The sequence below is a fragment of the Planococcus sp. TJ-301 genome (assembly GCF_058268475.1).
The window spans coordinates 38,494-57,067 of record NZ_JBZDOH010000001.1 but is presented as its reverse complement, the minus strand read 5'-3'; the positions used below and the strand labels follow the sequence as shown (position 1 = coordinate 57,067).

Annotated in this window: 19 protein-coding genes; 4 read left to right on the top strand and 15 right to left on the bottom strand. The window is 46.2% G+C overall.

The features are described 5' to 3' along the window. Nucleotides 1–7: 7 nt before the first annotated feature. Nucleotides 8–1,726 (bottom strand): acetate--CoA ligase, encoded by a 1,719-nt coding sequence (gene acsA, locus AC4EHJ_RS00355; protein ID WP_490973626.1) that lies wholly within the window; start codon nt 1,724–1,726, stop codon nt 8–10. Nucleotides 1,727–1,894: 168 nt separating this feature from the next. On the opposite strand from acsA, the gene AC4EHJ_RS00350 reads away from it, so the two are divergent. From AC4EHJ_RS00350 to AC4EHJ_RS00340, 3 genes are read left to right on the top strand one after another with little or no spacing between them, the layout of a single operon-like run. Continuing rightward, nucleotides 1,895–2,527, top strand: a complete 633-nt coding sequence (locus tag AC4EHJ_RS00350) for a GNAT family N-acetyltransferase (RefSeq protein ID WP_490973625.1) — start codon at nt 1,895–1,897, stop codon at nt 2,525–2,527. Nucleotides 2,528–2,551: 24 nt separating this feature from the next. Next, nucleotides 2,552–3,196 carry an acetoin utilization AcuB family protein gene (locus AC4EHJ_RS00345; RefSeq protein WP_490973624.1) on the top strand — a complete coding sequence of 215 codons (645 nt, stop codon included), beginning with the start codon at nt 2,552–2,554 and terminating at the stop codon, nt 3,194–3,196. Beyond that, the gene (locus AC4EHJ_RS00340) at nt 3,193–4,344 is read left to right on the top strand and encodes an acetoin utilization protein AcuC (protein WP_490975587.1); all 1,152 of its coding nucleotides are present in this window, start codon (nt 3,193–3,195) and stop codon (nt 4,342–4,344) included. Before AC4EHJ_RS00345 ends, AC4EHJ_RS00340 begins: the two co-directional genes overlap by 4 nt. A gap of 18 nt (nt 4,345–4,362) precedes the next feature. Here AC4EHJ_RS00340 and ccpA read toward each other — a convergent pair whose 3' ends face one another. From ccpA to AC4EHJ_RS00275, 13 genes are all read right to left on the bottom strand, one after another. Further along, complete coding sequence (gene ccpA / locus AC4EHJ_RS00335) at nt 4,363–5,361, bottom strand: catabolite control protein A (RefSeq protein WP_490973623.1); 999 nt, start codon at nt 5,359–5,361, stop codon at nt 4,363–4,365. Between the two features lie 189 nt (nt 5,362–5,550). Beyond that, nucleotides 5,551–6,636 carry a bifunctional 3-deoxy-7-phosphoheptulonate synthase/chorismate mutase gene (locus AC4EHJ_RS00330; RefSeq protein WP_490973622.1) on the bottom strand — a complete coding sequence of 362 codons (1,086 nt, stop codon included), beginning with the start codon at nt 6,634–6,636 and terminating at the stop codon, nt 5,551–5,553. Nucleotides 6,637–6,803: 167 nt separating this feature from the next. Beyond that, nucleotides 6,804–7,133 carry a bacillithiol system redox-active protein YtxJ gene (gene ytxJ, locus AC4EHJ_RS00325; RefSeq protein ID WP_490973621.1) on the bottom strand — a complete coding sequence of 110 codons (330 nt, stop codon included), beginning with the start codon at nt 7,131–7,133 and terminating at the stop codon, nt 6,804–6,806. A gap of 28 nt (nt 7,134–7,161) precedes the next feature. Beyond that, nucleotides 7,162–7,992: a YtxH domain-containing protein gene (locus tag AC4EHJ_RS00320; RefSeq protein WP_490973620.1), complete on the bottom strand. Its 831-nt coding sequence runs from the start codon at nt 7,990–7,992 to the stop codon at nt 7,162–7,164. Nucleotides 7,993–8,019: 27 nt separating this feature from the next. Then, entirely contained in the window at nt 8,020–8,514 is a 495-nt protein-coding gene (locus tag AC4EHJ_RS00315; RefSeq protein WP_490973619.1) for a DUF948 domain-containing protein, read from the bottom strand. A 223-nt stretch (nt 8,515–8,737) separates the two neighbouring features. Then, the gene (gene murC / locus AC4EHJ_RS00310; RefSeq protein WP_490973618.1) at nt 8,738–10,051 is read right to left on the bottom strand and encodes a UDP-N-acetylmuramate--L-alanine ligase; all 1,314 of its coding nucleotides are present in this window, start codon (nt 10,049–10,051) and stop codon (nt 8,738–8,740) included. Between the two features lie 155 nt (nt 10,052–10,206). Then, on the bottom strand, nt 10,207–12,909 hold the full coding sequence (locus AC4EHJ_RS00305; protein ID WP_490973617.1) for a DNA translocase FtsK: 2,703 nt from the start codon (nt 12,907–12,909) through the stop codon (nt 10,207–10,209). Nucleotides 12,910–12,915: 6 nt separating this feature from the next. After that, nucleotides 12,916–13,524 (bottom strand): YtpR family tRNA-binding protein, encoded by a 609-nt coding sequence (gene ytpR, locus AC4EHJ_RS00300; protein WP_490973616.1) that lies wholly within the window; start codon nt 13,522–13,524, stop codon nt 12,916–12,918. After that, nucleotides 13,521–14,339 carry a DUF1444 family protein gene (locus AC4EHJ_RS00295; protein WP_490973615.1) on the bottom strand — a complete coding sequence of 273 codons (819 nt, stop codon included), beginning with the start codon at nt 14,337–14,339 and terminating at the stop codon, nt 13,521–13,523. The genes ytpR and AC4EHJ_RS00295 overlap by 4 nt, the downstream gene beginning before the upstream one ends. A gap of 66 nt (nt 14,340–14,405) precedes the next feature. Continuing rightward, entirely contained in the window at nt 14,406–14,723 is a 318-nt protein-coding gene (locus AC4EHJ_RS00290) for a thioredoxin family protein (protein ID WP_490973614.1), read from the bottom strand. A 4-nt stretch (nt 14,724–14,727) separates the two neighbouring features. Beyond that, the gene (locus AC4EHJ_RS00285) at nt 14,728–15,249 is read right to left on the bottom strand and encodes a hypothetical protein (RefSeq protein WP_490973613.1); all 522 of its coding nucleotides are present in this window, start codon (nt 15,247–15,249) and stop codon (nt 14,728–14,730) included. 60 nt (nt 15,250–15,309) lie between these two features. Next, nucleotides 15,310–15,831: a DUF84 family protein gene (locus tag AC4EHJ_RS00280; RefSeq protein WP_490973612.1), complete on the bottom strand. Its 522-nt coding sequence runs from the start codon at nt 15,829–15,831 to the stop codon at nt 15,310–15,312. A gap of 41 nt (nt 15,832–15,872) precedes the next feature. After that, nucleotides 15,873–16,946 carry a M42 family metallopeptidase gene (locus tag AC4EHJ_RS00275; protein WP_490973611.1) on the bottom strand — a complete coding sequence of 358 codons (1,074 nt, stop codon included), beginning with the start codon at nt 16,944–16,946 and terminating at the stop codon, nt 15,873–15,875. Between the two features lie 377 nt (nt 16,947–17,323). On the opposite strand from AC4EHJ_RS00275, the gene AC4EHJ_RS00270 reads away from it, so the two are divergent. After that, on the top strand, nt 17,324–17,638 hold the full coding sequence (locus AC4EHJ_RS00270) for a hypothetical protein (RefSeq protein ID WP_490973610.1): 315 nt from the start codon (nt 17,324–17,326) through the stop codon (nt 17,636–17,638). 73 nt (nt 17,639–17,711) lie between these two features. On the opposite strand, the gene AC4EHJ_RS00265 is transcribed toward AC4EHJ_RS00270, so the two are convergent. Then, entirely contained in the window at nt 17,712–18,566 is an 855-nt protein-coding gene (locus tag AC4EHJ_RS00265) for a YtnP family quorum-quenching lactonase (protein WP_490973609.1), read from the bottom strand. Between the last annotated feature and the right edge of the window lie 8 nt (nt 18,567–18,574).

Sequence of the window (18,574 nt, the reverse complement as noted above, 5' to 3'; positions counted from 1 at the left end):
TGCTCGATTAGTCTTCCATTGTGGATAAATCGCCTGTCGGCAAATCAAGTTCCCAAGCTTTCAGTACACGACGCATGATCTTGCCGCTGCGCGTTTTTGGAAGCTTATCCTTGAATTCAATTTCTTTAGGCGCAGCATGTGCTGCCAACCCTTTTTTCACAAATTGCTGGATATCCTGGGTCAATTCTTCGGATGGCTCGTAGCCTTCATTCAATGCTACGAACGCCTTAATAATTTCCCCTCTGACAGGATCCGGTTTTCCAATAACGCCTGCTTCGGCCACTGCTGGATGTTCCAATAGCTTGCTTTCCACTTCAAATGGCCCCACACGCTCTCCTGATGTCATGATGACATCATCGACGCGTCCTTGGAACCAGAAATAACCATCTTCATCCATATAAGCGGAGTCACCTGATACGTACCATTTATCGTTCATGAAGTAAGACTCATATTTCGCTGGATTATTCCAGATTTGCCTCATCATCGATGGCCAACCTTTTTCGATTGCCAAGTTCCCCATCTGATTCGGCGGCAGTTCGTTGCCACGGTCATCAACGATGGCCACCTTGATGCCAGGAACAGGCTTGCCCATAGATCCCGGTCTAATGTCCATTGAAGGATAATTGCAGATTGTCTGTGCACCGGTTTCCGTCATCCACCATGTATCGTGGATGCGTTTGTTGAAGACTTGGACACCCCAGCGCACAACTTCCGGATTTAAAGGCTCTCCGACTGACAGAACATGGCGCAATGTTGAAAGATCATATTCTTTCACCAATGCATCCCCTGCCCCCATCAACATGCGGAAGGCAGTCGGGGCGCTATACCAAACGGTTACGCCGAAATCTTCGATCGCTTTGTACCATGCATCAGGTGAGAAGCGCCCACCGATTATCACAGTAGTTGTGCCTGTCAGCCAAGGAGCGAACACACCATATGCCGTTCCTGTGACCCAACCTGGATCGGCTGTGCACCAATAAATATCCTGCTCATTCAGATCCAAAACCCATTTAGCCGTCTGGTATTGCTGCACCATTGCATATTGCGCGTGCAGAACCCCTTTTGGTTTACCTGTAGACCCTGACGTATAATGCAAAACCAGGCCGTCTTCTTTATCCAGCCATTCGATTTCAAAATGGTCGGAACAAGTGTGAAGATGCTTCTTAAAGTCTACAATTTTGTCATCCTCTTCTATATTCTCGCCGACAAGGAATACGGTTTTCAAATTCGGCAGACGGTCTAACGGAATGCGCGGCAATAATTCTGGAGTCGTGATGATCGATTTTGCTTCACTGTCATCCAGCCTGTCGTAAATTGCGCCTTCCATGAAAGCTTCGAACAACGGACCTGCAATCAATCCCATCTTCAATGCCCCGAACATCGCAAAATACAATTCAGGCGAACGCGGCATGAAGATGAAGAAACGGTCTCCTTTTTCCAAATCCGAATGCGCTTTCAAAAGATTTGCCGCACGATTCGTCATGCGCTTCATTTCGTAAAACGTATAGGATTCGTTGCGCTTCTGATCTTGGTAGTAAAGAGCTACTTTGTTTTTCCGGTCCGATTCAGCGTGGCGGTCGATCGTTTCGTAAGCCATATTGATCTTCCCTGTTTTAGACCAGCTGAATTCTTTCTCAACATCAGCCCAATTAAAATCCGATGAAACCTCTTCATAATTATGTAAGTTGTAGTCTCCTTGGACAGCTGCAATTGTTTCGACTTTCATACCCATCATCCTTTCGAATTGATTCTCTTCCATTCTACAACAACCATTCAATCGATTGCTAATAATTTTAATTTTTTAGAATATTGAACGGGCGGTCGATGAAACTTTACAAAATTTAAGCGGTTTCATGTATAATAGACCTAATTGTACCCTATAGGTGGTGAAATGATGGAACATAAAAAGACTTATAATGCATTAGAGCTGAAAACTAAACACGGACCGATCATTGTTGAAGGACCAATTTCATCAAAAGACTTGAAAGCGCTTGAATTCCATGAAGACTTGGTGGCTTTTCGTCTCCCTGCCCAACAGCATAAAGCGATTACGGAAATTGCCGATCTTCCTGAAGGCCGTATTCTCATTGCCAGAGACCAAAATATGATTGTTGGCTATGTCACTTTCTTGTATCCCGACCCACTGGAACGCTGGTCGGAAGGTAAAATGGAAAACTTGATTGAACTCGGCGCTATTGAAGTTATACCGAAATTCCGCGGTACCGGCGTTGGAAAATCGCTTCTCAAAGTGTCTATGATGGATGATGCCTTTGAAGATTTCATCGTCATCACGACCGAGTACTATTGGCATTGGGATTTGAAAGGCACCGGCTTGAACGTCTGGGAATATCGTAAAATCATGGAAAAAATGATGCAGGCTGGCGGTTTGGAATATTATGCGACCGATGAACCTGAAATCAGTTCCCATCCCGCCAATTGCCTTATGGCTAAAATTGGCAGCCGCGTCGACCAGGAATCCGTCCAGAAATTCGATCAGCTCCGTTTTAAGAACCGTTACATGTACTAATCCGAATCTAAGGGGGGTGTTTCTATGTTACTTGAGGAAATAATGAAGACTGATGTACATACCCTGACTTCCAGCCAAACCGTCCAGGATGTATTGGATCTTTTCGAGGACAACCGAATCCGCCACGCTCCTGTCGTCGAGGACGGCAAAGTAGTAGGCGTTGTCACCGAGCGCGATTTAAAAGATGCTCTGCCATCTAGATTTTCCGTTTCGCCAAAAATCAATGCCTATGAGATGAAAGTTTCTGAAATCATGACGAAAAACCCAATCACCGGGCATCCGCTGGATTTTGTCGAAGAAACCGCGTTAACTTTTTATGACCAGAAGATCGGCTGTCTGCCAGTTGTCAGCCATGACAAGCTTGTGGGATTTTTGACTGAAACCGATCTTCTTTACAAGTACATCGAATTGACAGGCGCACATCAGCCCGGCTCACACATTGAAATACGTGTACCAAACCGTTCCGGTGTGCTTTATGAAGTGTCAAAAGTGTTCTACAATCATAAAGTCAATGTATTGAGTGTTCTTGTCTACCCCGACAAACAGAATAACGCCAATAAAGTTTTGGTGTTCCGTATACAAACCATGAATCCGCTCGCAATCATTGACGACTTACAAAAAGAAGGTTTCGATGTTTTATGGCCAAACACACCACAGTTGGACAAATGAAGCACGCAGTATTTATTTATTCGGAGGATCAACTGGGGTATAAATTCTCTGATACCCATCCATTTAATCAGAAAAGGCTGGAGTTGACTGTTGACCTTCTGCAAAAAATGAAGGCGCTTCCAGAAGAGTTGATCGTCGCTCCTCGCATAGCTACAGATGAAGAATTGCTGCTTGCCCACGACCAGCGTTATATCGACATCGTCAAGCAAGCCAGCATCGGAAAAGTTTCTTCTGAAGCCGGCGAAAGCTATGGCATCGGTACAGAAGATACGCCGATATTTGCCAATATGCACGAAGCAAGCGCACGGCTAGTAGGCGGTACTTTGACGGCAGTCGATTGGGTTATGGAAGGCAAAGCACAGCACGCACTGAATCTTGGAGGCGGTCTGCACCACGGCTTCCGCGGCAAAGCTTCGGGCTTTTGCATCTACAATGACAGCTCTGTCGCAATCAATTACATGAAGAAGAAATACGGTGCCCGTGTGCTTTATATCGATACGGACGCGCACCATGGAGATGGTGTCCAATGGAGCTTTTATGACGATCCTGACGTCTGCACCGTTTCAATCCATGAAACTGGGCGCTATCTATTCCCAGGGACTGGAAACATTAACGAACGCGGCAGCGGGCAAGGGTACGGAACGTCATTCAACTTCCCTATCGATGCGTTCACGGAAGACGAATCGTTTCTGGAAGTTTACCGAACGGCAATGAAAGAGATTGTTGAATTTTTCAAGCCGGACGTCATCTTAAGCCAGAATGGCGCTGACGCCCATTATTTAGACCCTCTGACGCATTTGTATAGCACTATGGACATTTACCGAGAAATCCCGAAAGTGGCTCACGAGCTCGCTCATGAGTACTGTGAGGGGCGCTGGATTGCTGTAGGCGGCGGCGGTTACGATATTTGGCGCGTCGTTCCGCGTGCATGGTCGTTGTTATGGATGGAAATGAACAATTTCCCAGCTCCAAAAGGCCCGCTGCCTTCTTCATGGCTAACAAAATGGCAGACGGAATCCCCCGTTCCATTGATTGGCACGTGGAAGGACCCCGAGCAAATGTATGAAGCAATTCCGCGCAAAGAGGAAATCACGGAAAAAAACCATGAAATGCTCAATAAAGCCCTATATATGATTAGAAACGCATAAAAGCCCCAGACGGGGCTTTTATGCGTTTTTGGTTGATTGGCGCTCTTCAATTCGGTAAGGCAAAATAACCTGTTTTTCTTCAATTTCTTCTTTGTTCATGTACTTCGTCAGAAGCCTCATTGAAACCGCTCCAATATCATACAGTGGAAGTGCGATTGACGTTAGCATCGGTCTTGCCATTCGCGCCAATTTAGAATTTTCATAGCTGATGATTTCTACATCGTCTGGAATCTTCTTGCCATTCGCTTCTACACCGTGGATAACGCCGATGGACATTTCATCATTACTGACAAAATAGGCAGTCGGATCGCTTTCTTTCAAAGTTTCCACGGCTTCGATTGCCTCATCGTAAGAATTATCGCATTCGACGATCAGTTTCTCGTCATAATCCATGCCCGCATCATTTAATGCGGTTTGGTAAGCTTTCAATTTATAATCTTTGTTCACTTTAGAGGTGAGCGGCCCAGATATGAACGCGATCCGTTTATGGCCATTATCGATCAATTTTTTCACACCTTCATATGCTGCTCCATAATAATCGATATTTACAGAGGCAATGCTCGCCGACTCATCAATCGAGCCCGCCAATACGATGGGCGTTGGGGAACGCTCCATTTCAAAAAGAAGTTCACTTGAAATCACATCGCTCATGAAAACAATGCCATCAACTTGTTTGCCAAGCATCGTTTCAAGCAATTGAAGTTCTTTGTTCTGGTTTTGATCCGAGTTCGACAAGATGATGTTGTACCGGTACATTGTTGCTATGTCTTCAATTCCGCGGGCAAGTTCGGCATACATGCTGTTAGAGATATCCGGAATGATGACACCGACCGTGGTGGTTTTTTTGCTGGCCAGCCCTCTTGCAACTGCGTTCGGGCGATACCCCAGCTCTTCAATCACTTTTAATACTTTCTTCCTTGTAGCAGGTTTCACATTCTGATTGCCATTGACTACACGTGAAACAGTAGCCATGGATACATTTGCTTCCCTTGCTACATCATATATTGTAACGGTCACGGTGCGCCCTCCTTCCCTTATATCTTTTATCATACGATAAAAAGTTTCCTTTTTTCAACTATATAAGTAGAACTTATCATTTTCATGTGCCGATATTCCGCTTAAGCGATCAAAGCGGTATGTACAAGCTAATTTTTTATTCAATTTATATAAAAAAGAAAAGCCAGGTAATTACCCGGCTCTTCGGATTTACATTTTGAATTCATATTGCTTCATGAACTTCATCAAAGCATCGTAGTAATCATCGAACTGGTTCAAATCCATCTGCTGAGCTGCATCGGATAATGCAACAGCTGGGTCTGGATGAACTTCAGCCATGACTCCATCAGCACCGATTGCAATTGCAGCTTTTGCTGCAGGAAGCAATAAGTCGCGGCGTCCTGTGGAATGCGTTACATCTACGAATACCGGAAGATGGGTTTCCTGTTTAAGGATTGGCACTGCTGAGATATCAAGTGTGTTGCGCGTCGCTTTTTCGTAAGTGCGGATTCCGCGTTCACATAGGATGATTTGGCTATTGCCTGAAGCGATGATGTATTCAGCTGCGTTGATGAATTCATCAACAGTCGCTGACATTCCGCGTTTCAGCAATACCGGCTTGTTGATCTGCCCGACCGCTTTCAATAATTCGAAATTCTGCATGTTCCGTGCGCCTACTTGGACAACATCCACAAATGGCAATGCTTCTTCCAAGTGATGTGGTGTAACGATTTCTGAAACTACAGCAAGCTTGTATTGGTCTGCAGCAGCTTTCAGCATTTTCAATCCCTCAAGGCCAAGGCCTTGGAAATCATATGGGGATGTACGCGGCTTGTACGCGCCACCACGGATCAATTTCAGCCCTTTAGCGCCAATCGCTTCAGCGACTTTTGAAACCTGATCCTGGGATTCTACTGCACAAGGCCCGAAGATGAACGATGGGGTGCCGTCGCCGATGCTTTCACCGTTGATCGTGATGATCGTATCCTCGGCTTTTTTCTTCCGTGAAACTAGAAGCGCTTTGCGGTGGTCTTCCTCCTGCATATCAAGTGCTGATTTGAAAATTTCCTTGAATATATGGTCAACCGTTTTCTGGTCTAATGGACCGTTATTGTTTTCTTTCAATAAGTTCAGCATATGGCGTTCACGCAACGGGTCGTAACGATTTACACCTTGCTTTTCTTTGATCTTTCCAATTTCCTGGATCACTTTAGCGCGTTCGTTGATCAATGTAAGGATCTCGAGGTTTACGGCATCCACTTTTTCTCTTAGTTGTTCTAAATCTAAATGGCTCATTCTTTACTGCTCCCTTCGCGTATCATCATGTTGGTGACTTATCTTAACATGTTTAGACTATTATAAGCAAAGTATTCGGTAAAGTCACGTTTTATATTTTAGCGATTCAACGCGCTAAAGTATTTGTAATAAAAAAAAGCCGGAACCCTAGGGTTCCGTACTCTTTTTCAAACGATAAATTCTTGCATCGCCTTGCTGGTGATTCTGCCATGGGACGCATTCCAATCAACTTTTTGGTTAGCAAAGTGAAAGGCTTGCGGAGAAGCGTGTTTAACTTCTGTCAATGATTCAATGTTTTTGGAAAGCTCACGGTCTTCCTGAACCACTAGGTACAAAAAGAGCTGGTTCGGGTGCAACGAGCAATACTCATTGTATTCATTCCACGCAGAAGCCGATACAGGGCATGTACTGCTGTGTTTCAGCAGCCAATAATGCTCGGTGTGGGCAGTGACATTCTTTAAATCGTCTAAATCATGTACACGTACTAAATTTTCCATTTAATCCGCTCCTAGATCATGTAGATGATTAGTTTTTATTGTTGTTTTTATTCGAGTTGCTGCCTGAATTATTGCTTGAGTTGTTTTTATTCGAGCTGCTGCCTGAATTATTGTTCGAGCTGTTTTTATTCGAGCTGCTGCCGGCGCTGCCAGAAGTGCTAGAATTCGACGTGTTTTTGTTCGAGTTGTTCGAGTTGTTCGAGTTGTTCGAACTTGTCGAAGCATTAGTTGTTTTGTTGTTTGTGTTGCTAGTGTCTGTAGATTTCTTTTCTTCTTTAACTTCCTCGACTGCTTCTTTCAAAGCGTTTGCCGTTGAAGTGAAAGCATCGTGGCCAGCTGTTTCAGTCTGACCGATCGAGTTTTGTACAGTGTCGAGCATTTCAATCGTTTCTTCGCCTTCAGATGACGCTGTGCCATCGTCCATTGGAGATTGGCCAGATTTCATGCCTTTGACTTTATCGACCACTTTAGTCGACTGATCTTTGACTTGTTGCGTCAATCCGCTTGATTTTTCTTTAGCAGTATCTGTGTAGCCTGATGTTTTTTCTTTCAACGTGCTAGCCTGCGTATTCAAGTCTGTGCGCAACTCTTTGCCGGATTTCGGCGCTAGCATCAATGCTGCTGCTGCTCCGATGAGTCCGCCGACGATTGCTCCTAATAGGAAGCCTGATGATCCTGACTCATCTTCATAATCATAAAGATCGTCATATCGGTTGCCCATGCCATAAGATTGTGGCACGAAAGCGCTTTGCTGGCCGTTATATTCGTTTTGTGCGTAATAGTTCTGGTTCGTGTATTCAGATTCATTGTAATTCGGTTTCTGATAGTTATTATTGTTGTTGTTTTTATTGTTTGTCATATTAAATTCCTCCATTTGGTATTAAGTTTATTGGGACTGGTCGTTGTGCGGCAATTGTTTTTGCCCTGGAACTGGAGCGTAAGACTGTGAAGCGCGTGCTTCATAGATTTTGCGCTCTTTCCATTTGTCGCGGATGCCCATTGCAACGTTGCCCCATTGGACAACCTGAGCGATTTTGTCTTCGTTTTGTTCAACGTGAGTAGAAACTGTCGAAGTAATGCGGCGGACAGATGAGTTCAAATCAGTAACGGAATTTCCGACACCTCTGACTGCATCCACCACTGTGTTAAGTTTTTCTGATTTCACTTGGATATCTTCTGCCAACTCATTAGTTTTATGCAAAAGGTTCGTCGTTTCCAAGGTCACACCCTGTAATTGGTTTTCAAGTCCTGAAACAGTTCCTGAAACTTCATTGAGTGTGTTTTTCAATGAGTTTAATGTCATAGCCAATGCTACACATAAAACTAAAAATCCGACAGCAGCAACGATAGCCGCTATGTAAAGCAATATTTCCCAATCCATGCTGTTTCCTCCTTTTTGAATACTGGTATATCTCTTTTGTACCCCACCATCAATCGGTGTAAACACTGGCACTTTAGATTTATTCCACCTATACACCCTTTAATCCTGCTTAAAATCTATTGTTTGTCTATTCAAAAGTTGATTTATGATTGCATCTCACAAAAAAGGCCGCAGGCGCCTCCGGTTTTCCGGTTGCGCCTGCGGCCTTCAAGTTAAGTTGCTCTTAAACCGTCTCTTCGGTTTTAATGAGGTTTTCGAAAGCACTCTGGAATTTCGTAACATCTCCTGCGCCCATGAACAAATAAACCGCATTTTCATGCTGAAGCAATTGAGTAACATCATCAGATTTCAAGATGCGGCTGTCTTCAATCTTCTCTTCAAGATCGTGGATAGTCAGGACGCCGACTTCTTCTCGTGCCGAGCCAAATATATCGCAAAGATAAACCTGGTCAGCGCCGCTCAAGCTGTCCGCGAATTCTTGAAGGAACGTCTGCGTACGCGTAAATGTATGCGGCTGGAAAATCGCCACAATTTCACGCTCAGGAAATTTCTGGCGTGCGGATTGCAGCGTCGCGCGGATTTCTGTCGGGTGATGTGCATAATCATCAATCAAAATGCGCCCTTGGAGTTCTGTTTGCGTGAAACGGCGTTTGACGCCTTCAAAATCTGAAAATTGCTGCTGCATAATGTCAGCAGGAATGTTTTCATAATGGCCAAGTGAAATAACTGCCAACGCGTTCATGATGGCGTGGTCGCCGAACATTGGAATCATGAACGTATGGAAGAATTCATTGCGGATCATGACATCGAACGATGTACCTTCGGTCGTTTTAACGACATTGCGGGCCTGGAAATCGTTTTCTTCGCCGAAACCGTAGTAGACCACCGGAACCGGTGCCTGAATACGCTGAAGAAATTCATCATCGCCGCAGGCAATGATGCATTTCTTGACTTGCTGCGCCATCTCTTCAAACGCATTAAAGACATCATCGATCCCCGCGAAATAATCAGGATGATCGAAATCGATATTGGTCATGATTGCGTAATCCGGATGATAAGCAAGGAAATGGCGTCGGTATTCACACGCTTCCGCAACGAAGAAATGTGAATTCTCCTTGCCGAATCCCGTGCCGTCGCCGATTAGATAAGAAACTGGCTTAAAGCCGTCAAGCACATGTGCCATCAAGCCGGTCGTCGAAGTCTTGCCATGAGCACCTGTAATGGCAACCGATACATATTGTTTCATCAAGTCTCCAAGAAACTCGTGGTAACGGATTATCGTCGCTCCAAGTTCGCGCGCTTTGACAAGTTCCGGGTGGCTGTCGTTGAACGCGTTACCAGCGATAATTGTCATGTCTGCCGATATATTGTCAGCTTCAAAAGGCAGAATTGTGATGCCTCTTTCGCGAAGACGGTCTTCTGTAAAGAAATACTGTTCGATATCAGAACCTTGTACTGTATTGCCCATATCGTGCATTATTTGCGCGAGTGGACTCATGCCGGATCCTTTGATGCCGGTAAAATGTAAAACTGTCATAAATGAACCTCCTGTGGAAGTTGAAAAGAGTCTATAGAAATCGCTGAGCGAAATTCATAGCTAGTCAACAAAACATAATCACTCGATTATATCATTATTCAAACCTTACCGATATACCCGATATTTCCTGTCATCATTAAAATTTTATGCATATCTTACTGAAAGACGTTCTCTATATCGTCTTCCGTAATCAAAACCGCTCTCGCTTTGCTGCCATTCTGTTCTGAAATAAAGCCGTGCTGTTCAATCAGATCCATCAATCTCGCAGCGCGGTTATAGCCTATATGGAATTTGCGCTGGAGCAACGATGTCGAGGCGCTTCCTTGTGCCATGATGAACCGGCAAGCTTCCTCAAACAAATCATCTTGCACGTCCATCGCTCCGCTCCGTTTGATGAGTTCTTCTTCGTTGAAGAAATATTCCGGTTCGCCTTGCGAACGGACATGCGCAATCACGTCTTCGATTTCATTATCCGTAACAAATGTCCCTTGTATCCGAACAGGCGCGGACATGCCGTTTCCAAGGTAAAGCATATCCCCTCTTCCGAGCAAACGCTCCGCCCCTTGCGAATCAAGAATTGTGCGGCTATCCACTTGGGAGGATACTGAAAATGCAATACGCGTCGGGATATTCGATTTGATCAAGCCTGTGATAACGTCTACCGATGGGCGTTGCGTCGCAATGACCAAATGGATTCCGCATGCCCGGGCTTTTTGCGCAATGCGGCAAATGGCGTCTTCTACATCGGACGGCGACATCATCATCAAATCAGCCAGCTCGTCAATGACGATAAGGATATAAGGTAGATGCTGTGCATAGTCCCCTTTTTCTTTCACCAATTTATTATAGCGGCTTAAATCCCTGACACCTGAATGGGCGAATAATTGATAACGGCGTTCCATTTCCTCGACTGCCCATTTCAGGGAAGCTGTGGCCGCTTTGACATCTGTAATGACCGGGCTGACAAGATGCGGAATATGGTTATACGGCGCAAGTTCAACCATTTTCGGGTCGATGAGCAGCATTTTCAGATCGCGCGGCGATGATTTATAAAGAAGGCTGACCAATATCGAATTGATGCACACACTCTTACCGGAACCGGTCGCTCCGGCAATCAAGCCGTGCGGCATTTTACGCAAATCCAGCGTAACCGGCTTCCCAGTTAAATCGAGGCCGAGAGCGGCTTCAAGCGGCGAGTCCGATTCCTGGAACACCCTGCTCTCGATCACTTCTGAAATTCGCACCGGGCGGGACTTGCGGTTCGGAATCTCGATGCCAATTGAGCTTTTTCCTGGTATCGGCGCTTGGATCCGGATGTCCTTTGCCGCCAGGGCAAGCTTCAGGTCGTCTGCCAGATTGCGGATTTTGCTGACTTTCACGCCTTGGGCAACGGTCACTTCAAACTGGGTCACGGCCGGTCCTTGCACGATGCTGAGAATCGATGCCTGGATCTGGAAGTGGGACAATGCTTCGATAAGGCGTTCTCCTTGCTCTTCCATCCACGCTTCATCTATCAAATCGTTTTCTGGCGCGCGTAAATAATCGCTTCTTGGATGCTCATAAGCGAGTGGCTGTTCTGGCTTTTTCTCTGGAATTTCTTTTGGAGCTTGCTGCATCGGCGCGACTTCAGACATCTTTTGGGTCTGTACGACCGTCTTTTGGCCGGTTTTTTTTGTCTGCTGTTCCGCTTGCAGGAGTGCAGCAGGCGGGCCCTTAACACCAGGCTTAGCCTGCTGCAAAGGTTTTTTCAATCGTTCTTTATCGGATTTCAGCATCAGCACATTAAATGGCACTATCTTTTCACGCTTTTTCTCAGGTGCGCGGATTTCCTCGGCATTAGCCGCCTCTACCATTGCGCCATTATGTACCTCTTGCTCTAAAACTTCAGGCTCAGCAATCTCTAGTAGTTCTTCGATTTGTTCCAGCTCTTTGATTTCTGCCTGCTCTTCGATATGCACTGGTTCTTCTATCTCTGCAGGCTCCTCGATCGGTTCAGGTTCTTTAATCTCTGCCGGCTCTTCCATATGCTCCGGTTCGTCATCAAACAACAGGACAGATACCTTTTGATGAACCGGCGCTGGCTGTTGTTCTTCAAGCGGTTGTTGTACTGCCAATTCCGCCTGTTGCGGTGCTGACGCCACTGCTTCTTCCGGCGCCGGCAGTTTTTCTTCAACCAGTTTCTCTTTCTCGGTAAAAGGCAATTGGTTATGGAACCCTTGCAGTTTCAGCGCTTCTTTAGCTGAAGCTAAAGAGCTCAAATTCGGCTGTTCATTGCGCTGCTGTTCTTTTTTCTCGAGCAAATTCATGACCGGCTCGGGACGCGACTCGTTATATCCATGGATTGGAGACGGCACCCGGCTCGGTTCAAACGGCCGTGTGCTTTTATTTTGCGGCTCGTATGCACGGGTTACTGGCCGCTTCGCTGCCGGAATTTCCTGCCCTTTCGGCTTCGGCTGGCTGTTTTGGCTCAGCCTTGGCAAACTTTTCGTTTCTACAGGGCGCGGGGCTCTAGGAGCCGGCTTGACGTAAGCACGAGTTTCCCGTGGTTCCCGCCTTTCCCGTGGCTCGCGCACCGGAGGGCTTTGGTATGATTCGCCTACTTGTGGTGCCGGCGGACCGTAGCCGCGAGCTTTGTTCAAAGCAGGGCTTGACGGGCGGCGTTTGGGAGCCGGTTGCTCTGTTGCAGGTTCTGTTTCTTTGAAACGGCCTTTTTCGTTATCTGAAATAACTGGAAAGCGGAACGGCGCTTTTTTCGGCCGCTCAGTTACGGGCTCTTCTTGTTTAGGGGCATTTTCCGCAGCTTCCTCTTCCTCGGCTTCAGTGAATAAACGATTCCATACATTTTTAACCCAGCTCATAACGCGTCACGCCTTTACTTCGAATGGAGATCCGATTTCTGCATCTTCTGGCAAGACCATTATCCCTTTTTCTTCAGGAGCATCCGGCAAAGCCAGTTCTTTTGCCGAGCAGATCATTCCGCTCGACGGCACTCCGCGGAGTTCTGCATCTTTGATCAGCATACCTGAAGGCATGATTGCGCCTACTTTTGCCACAACCACTTTCTGTCCCTGCTCAACGTTCGCAGCGCCGCACACAATCTGCAATTCTTCGCTGCCGACATTGACACGGCAAATATTCAGCTTGTCTGCGTTCGGATGCTTTTCTTTCACTTCTACAAAGCCTACGACAAATTTTGGAGACAGATCGACTTCAAGAATATAATCTACGCCATTTTTAGCCAAAGCATTCTGAAGCGCTGTAACTAATGCTTCTGAGAGTTCCACTTTTTCGCCTTCAGGCATTTCAACATATGTCGATGCATTAAAAAGGTTGAAACCGGCAATTTTTCCTTCACCGTCCTTGATCAGCGTAACGTCTCCGAATTGTTCAGCGTGGATTTTCTCTGGCGTTTCCGTTTGCAATTGGACCAATAGGACGTCGCCTATTCCGTGTTTATTGTAAAATGCATTCATTTCTTATCCTGCTCCTCGGTCGGTTTATTCTTGGCCATGATGAAAATCGGCTCAAGTTCGTCATTTTCATAAATGAACGACAATGACGTAATCGGCACTTTGCCGTTTGTGAAAAAGTGCATCGCCATCTGAGCCAATACATCGTATCCGGTCTCGTTGCGGATATCCCCGATGATCAGCACATCCTGATGGGGCACAGATACTGTCATATCGCCTGTAATTTTCGTTTTCATGTCTTTTAGGAAGTTTTCATTCAGCAGACGGGAAGCATCGTACCCATCATTTTCGTTCAAAAAGTAAAATACATTGCCTGCGACGCGGTCTTCTTTTACAGCGGTTTTCAGTTTCTTCACTTGGAACCGCGCAATTTCTTTGACCTGCTCTTCACTCAGACTTAATGAATTTAACATATTTTCGTCAATTAAGCGATAGGTAGTGCCAGCATCCAACGCGTAAAAAACCCGTGTTTCAGCTGTATGGTCCGATGTGATAAAGCGATGGCCTTCTTTCGATTCCAGCGGAAATGACGTAGAGCGGATGACCGGATAGATATGCTCCGATGATTTCAGTTCGCCTTTCGACTCTTTTTCCATCGCACCGAAAGTTTCCAGAATGGTGTAGACGATTTCATCCAATGCCGCCTCCCCTTTTGCTTCATAGCGGTTTAACGCCTGCGGCAAGGAAAGCGTCATGCCATTTCCTAAGGTTTTGTGCCGGATGTCCAACATGTCTTTTTCACGGTCAAAATGCCAGATCAATTCGGGATTCGTCATGCGCTGTTTCAATATCTCTACCAATTCGGATGATTTCTTCATGTCGCTTCCTCCTCAAAAATAAACGGCTCAGCCACAGTATGGCGAACCGTCCCTTTTTTATTTTTCTCATCTAGCGAGAGTGGCCAGGAAATTTTCGATTTCCTGTTTGGTTTTGCGGTCTTTGCTGACAAAACGGCCAGCTTCGGTGCCATTCGTATAAGCAAGGAAACTTGGGATCCCATAGATGTTCTTTTCAATGCACAAATCAATAAATTCATCCCGGTCCACTGATACGAAAGTGAATTCCGTGTGTGCTTCTTCGATTTCAGGCAGTATCGGATCAATAACACGGCAATCGGGGCACCAGTCGGCTGTAAACATAAAGACGACCGGCTCGCTTTCCGCCAGTTCATTGAATTGCTCAATAGAAGTTAACGTTCTCATTCAGTCAATCCCCCTTTTCGTTGTCGATGGAACGTACAGTCTGCATCATCCAGTCCATATTTTCCTCGATTTTGCCCGCTTCCGATACGGCCGCCAATTTAGCGCCGCCTGCGCTGGCCACCACTTCAAATCGGTCGTCCGCGATTTTTCGTACAGCGGCAAAACCGAATCTTCCATTTTCCTCGAAAGTTTCATCAGCCGCCCATTCCTGCTGCGGATCGGATTTTAAAAGGTCATAGAATACTGTGCTGTCGCCCGCCTCGTTCGGGTTGGCGGTCAGCATAAACGATTCGCTGCCTTTGGTGATGTTGATACTGCGCTCATCGGATGGCTCTTCCAACGTATAGCCTCCAGGCAGATAAAACGCTGTACCGTCAGAAGATTCGTTTGCCTCTCTCGGTTCTGCAGAAAATGCCTTATGTGCATTTTCAAAGGCGCCGGCAATCTTTTCTTCCGGTGTTGCTGAACAGCCCGCTAACCCAATAGCTGCTGCTGTAAATAAAACCAATAATCCTTTACGAGGCACGCCTATTCCTCCCTAACTTTGCTTGTTCTTATTTTAAAGATGTTTCCTGGCACATGCAACTTAATCGATGCCGCGGGCGTATTGCCCGAGCAACAGCATGACGATATGGCTAAACATTTCATCCCGGTTGACAACACCCGCAGTCAACACGCCAACCGCACCTTTATGATGCCTTACGCCGCTTTCATTAACATATGCATCCATAACCGGCCCGAGCTCGCCGCCCGTTCGCAGTTTTTCCGCAATTTCTTTTGGCAGTGGAAGTTGGGCGCCAGCGGCTGTATAAATTTTGCCATCATTAGTTGCGAGCGCACCCCAATTGCATAAATACATCTCGCCTTCAAGTTCATAGATTCCGCCCTCTAAGCCGATGGCAATGTCAACGGCTTCTGCTGATAAGGTTTTGGCGCGGTTTATGGCACCGAGACGAGTTTCCGCGAGTGACCTTGGCTGGTCGGATACGCCGGAATCTGCTTCCGCTGAAGCCAGATCGAACTCATAGCCAAGGCCTTCCATTGTGCTAGCAACCGCGTTGATTTTGGCTGGATTTTTCGAGGCAATGCCTGCTTGTATTTTTTTCATTTCCTCATCCCTTTCAAAAAAAAGAGCCCGAAGGCCCTCTTTTAGCTGTTTTGTTTAATTGTCTCCAAAGTCGTTTTATCAGCAGTTCTGACGAGTTTCGTCAGCAATTCTTTCGCTGCCGCGTAATCATCAGTGTGGATGATTGACGCTGACGTATGGATATAGCGTGAGCAGATGCCAATTACGGAACTCGGGATGCCTTCATTTGCTGTATGGACTTTGCCAGCGTCCGTTCCCCCTTGGGAGATGAAGTACTGGTAAGGGATATTATTCGACTCCGCTGTGTCCAGGATGAACTCGCGCATGCCGCGGTGCGTCACCATGCTCTTATCGAAAATACGCAGGAGCGTCCCTTTGCCCAATTGTCCGAACTCATTTTTATCACCGGTTGCATCATTTGCTGGACTTGCGTCAAGCGCAAAAAACAAATCTGGCTGAATTAAATTTGCGGCCGTCTGCGCTCCGCGAAGACCCACTTCTTCCATTACGGTCGCGCCGGAGAACAATAGGTTCGGCAATTTCTCGTCTTTTAATTCTTTCAACAACTCAATCGCGAGACCGCAGCCGTATCGGTTATCCCAAGCTTTCGCCATGATTTTCTTACTGTTCGCCATTTCCGTGAATGGGCTGAACGGCACGACCTGCTGGCCTGGGCGAATGCCCATTGCTATTGCGTCCGCTTTGTCATCGGCACCGATATCAATCAGCATATTCTTGATGTCCATCGGTTTGCTGCGCAGCTCGTCGCTCAAAAGATGCGGTGGAATCGATCCAACAACACCAGGAATCACTTTATCGCCAACGATAATTTCAATGCGCATGGCAAGCATGACCTGATTCCACCAACCGCCGAGCGGCTGAAAGCGGAGCATGCCGTTTTCTGTAATTTGGGATACCATAAAGCCGACCTCATCCATATGTCCGGCTACCATAATGCGTGGACCATTTGAGTCGCCTTCTTTTACGCCGAAGACGCTGCCCAAATTATCCTGAATCAATCTATCTGAATACTTTTCAAGCTCTTGGCGCATGAACTTGCGAACTGCATGCTCATTGCCGGGTGCTCCTGGCAACTCGGTCAATGTCTTGAATAATTCTCTCGTCTCACTGTTCATATGTATAACTCCCCCTAAAATGCATTGCTTCCCTATAGTGTAGAGCTTTTAACTGAATATTTCCAGTTTTATATTTCGACATACGAAAGATAGATATCACGTTTTTATATAAACATCGCTTCGGACGCTTTGGGCCTGGCTTCCGTAATAAGCCGGGGAGAACACCCGCCTCATTACTCCGCCTAGCCCGTTGACGCGCCTAAGCTGGATAGGCTTTTTGAGAAATAAAAGCTTACTGGGTCTGCTATATTTTAGATACTAGGCTGTTTTGCGGCGTATTCCTAACAAAAAATCTTAAATTACACATACAAAGCTTATATTTTTCCCTGTACTTCATTTATGGTACAATTTGTCCAGAAAGCTTAGGAGGGATTTTAGTGAAAAATCGTGATTTATTAATCGGATTTGCAACAGGTGTGGCAGCGACTTATATTGTCAAAGAAGTGTATGACCGCAAGGAAAAGCTTTATCCCGCAGATGATGTCCTGAAAAGTGTCAAAGAAGCTTTTAAAGAAGAAGGTCCGATCGACGGTTCGTGGATTTACATGAAAACAGAACCATATAAACAGCACGCAATTGAAACAGAAGTTTATAAAGGCGGCATCACCCGCCACCGCAACGACGAATTAGAGCAATTCGAATTCATGGCAGATGCCTATTCGGGTGCCATCGTCGAAGTGAATAAAGTTTAATAAAAAAAGAAAGAATGCCGCGCAAGTCCCTGCGGCATTCTTTCTTTTTGTCATGTATTTATCCGAGCAATTCTTAGAATTGCTTTTCCTTGTATTGCACGGACTCGATAATTTCCTTGCCGTCTTCGCTCCATTTGAGAATACGGTAATACGCATCGTGGTAGAACGTGAAATAATAGCCATTTGCTAAGGCTTCTTTCATCAGCTTTTCTTTCGCGTAGATGGAATCCATCGGGTAATCGTCAAAAGCGAGCACCCAAAGCGGATTTTGGTGGGAATGCGTAGGCATGATATCGCCCATGTGCAAGATTGTTTCGCCACCGCTTTCCAATTTAATGACGCTATGGCCATTCGAATGGCCGCCTGTGTGGATCATCGTAATGCCATCCACTGGAGTGGCCTGTTCACCGAACGTCTCCACTTGGCCCGCAATCGGCTCCCAATTTTCTTTCCAGTACGTGTTGCGCGAGCGAATATTCGGGTGCTGCATTTCTTCCCACTCGACCGCAGAAACATAAATTTTTGCATTCGGGAAAACGGAAACGTAGCCTTCGCTTTGCGGTTTCGTCAAACCGGCTGCGTGGTCGCCGTGCAGATGTGTCATTAAGACCAAATCGATGTCCGCTGGAGACAAACCAAGTTCCGCCAAATTTTCTTCGATGCGTGATTCCGAGGACACCCCAAGGTTGCGTTTTTGGCGATCGTTCAATTTACCGTCCCCTAGTCCGCTGTCGATGATGATGTTTTGGCCGCTGTATTGCACCAAGATCGGATGCGTCGGCAATTCAATCTGGTTTTGTTCGTTGGCCGGATACCGCTTTGACCAGATAACTTTCGGCACTACTCCAAACATTGTGCCTCCGTCCAGCCAAGTCGTTCCCCCATCCAGCCATGTCAATGCCATGTCGTGAAATTGAAATTTATCCACTTTGAATC

What these genes read in the sequence shown, in the direction of transcription:
- AC4EHJ_RS00305 (WP_490973617.1), bottom strand. Translation starts at nt 12,909, where the DNA reads ATGAGCTGGGTTAAAAATGTATGGAATCGTTTATTCACTGAAGCCGAG.
- ytxJ (WP_490973621.1), bottom strand. Translation starts at nt 7,133, where the DNA reads ATGGAAAATTTAGTACGTGTACATGATTTAGACGATTTAAAGAATGTC.
- AC4EHJ_RS00340 (WP_490975587.1), top strand. Translation starts at nt 3,193, where the DNA reads ATGAAGCACGCAGTATTTATTTATTCGGAGGATCAACTGGGGTATAAA.
- AC4EHJ_RS00320 (WP_490973620.1), bottom strand. Translation starts at nt 7,992, where the DNA reads ATGACAAACAATAAAAACAACAACAATAATAACTATCAGAAACCGAAT.
- murC (WP_490973618.1), bottom strand. Translation starts at nt 10,051, where the DNA reads ATGACAGTTTTACATTTTACCGGCATCAAAGGATCCGGCATGAGTCCA.
- AC4EHJ_RS00290 (WP_490973614.1), bottom strand. Translation starts at nt 14,723, where the DNA reads ATGAGAACGTTAACTTCTATTGAGCAATTCAATGAACTGGCGGAAAGC.
- AC4EHJ_RS00275 (WP_490973611.1), bottom strand. Translation starts at nt 16,946, where the DNA reads ATGAACAGTGAGACGAGAGAATTATTCAAGACATTGACCGAGTTGCCA.
- AC4EHJ_RS00315 (WP_490973619.1), bottom strand. Translation starts at nt 8,514, where the DNA reads ATGGATTGGGAAATATTGCTTTACATAGCGGCTATCGTTGCTGCTGTC.
- ytpR (WP_490973616.1), bottom strand. Translation starts at nt 13,524, where the DNA reads ATGAATGCATTTTACAATAAACACGGAATAGGCGACGTCCTATTGGTC.
- AC4EHJ_RS00280 (WP_490973612.1), bottom strand. Translation starts at nt 15,831, where the DNA reads ATGAAAAAAATACAAGCAGGCATTGCCTCGAAAAATCCAGCCAAAATC.
- AC4EHJ_RS00345 (WP_490973624.1), top strand. Translation starts at nt 2,552, where the DNA reads ATGTTACTTGAGGAAATAATGAAGACTGATGTACATACCCTGACTTCC.
- acsA (WP_490973626.1), bottom strand. Translation starts at nt 1,726, where the DNA reads ATGAAAGTCGAAACAATTGCAGCTGTCCAAGGAGACTACAACTTACAT.
- AC4EHJ_RS00350 (WP_490973625.1), top strand. Translation starts at nt 1,895, where the DNA reads ATGGAACATAAAAAGACTTATAATGCATTAGAGCTGAAAACTAAACAC.
- AC4EHJ_RS00330 (WP_490973622.1), bottom strand. Translation starts at nt 6,636, where the DNA reads ATGAGCCATTTAGATTTAGAACAACTAAGAGAAAAAGTGGATGCCGTA.
- AC4EHJ_RS00295 (WP_490973615.1), bottom strand. Translation starts at nt 14,339, where the DNA reads ATGAAGAAATCATCCGAATTGGTAGAGATATTGAAACAGCGCATGACG.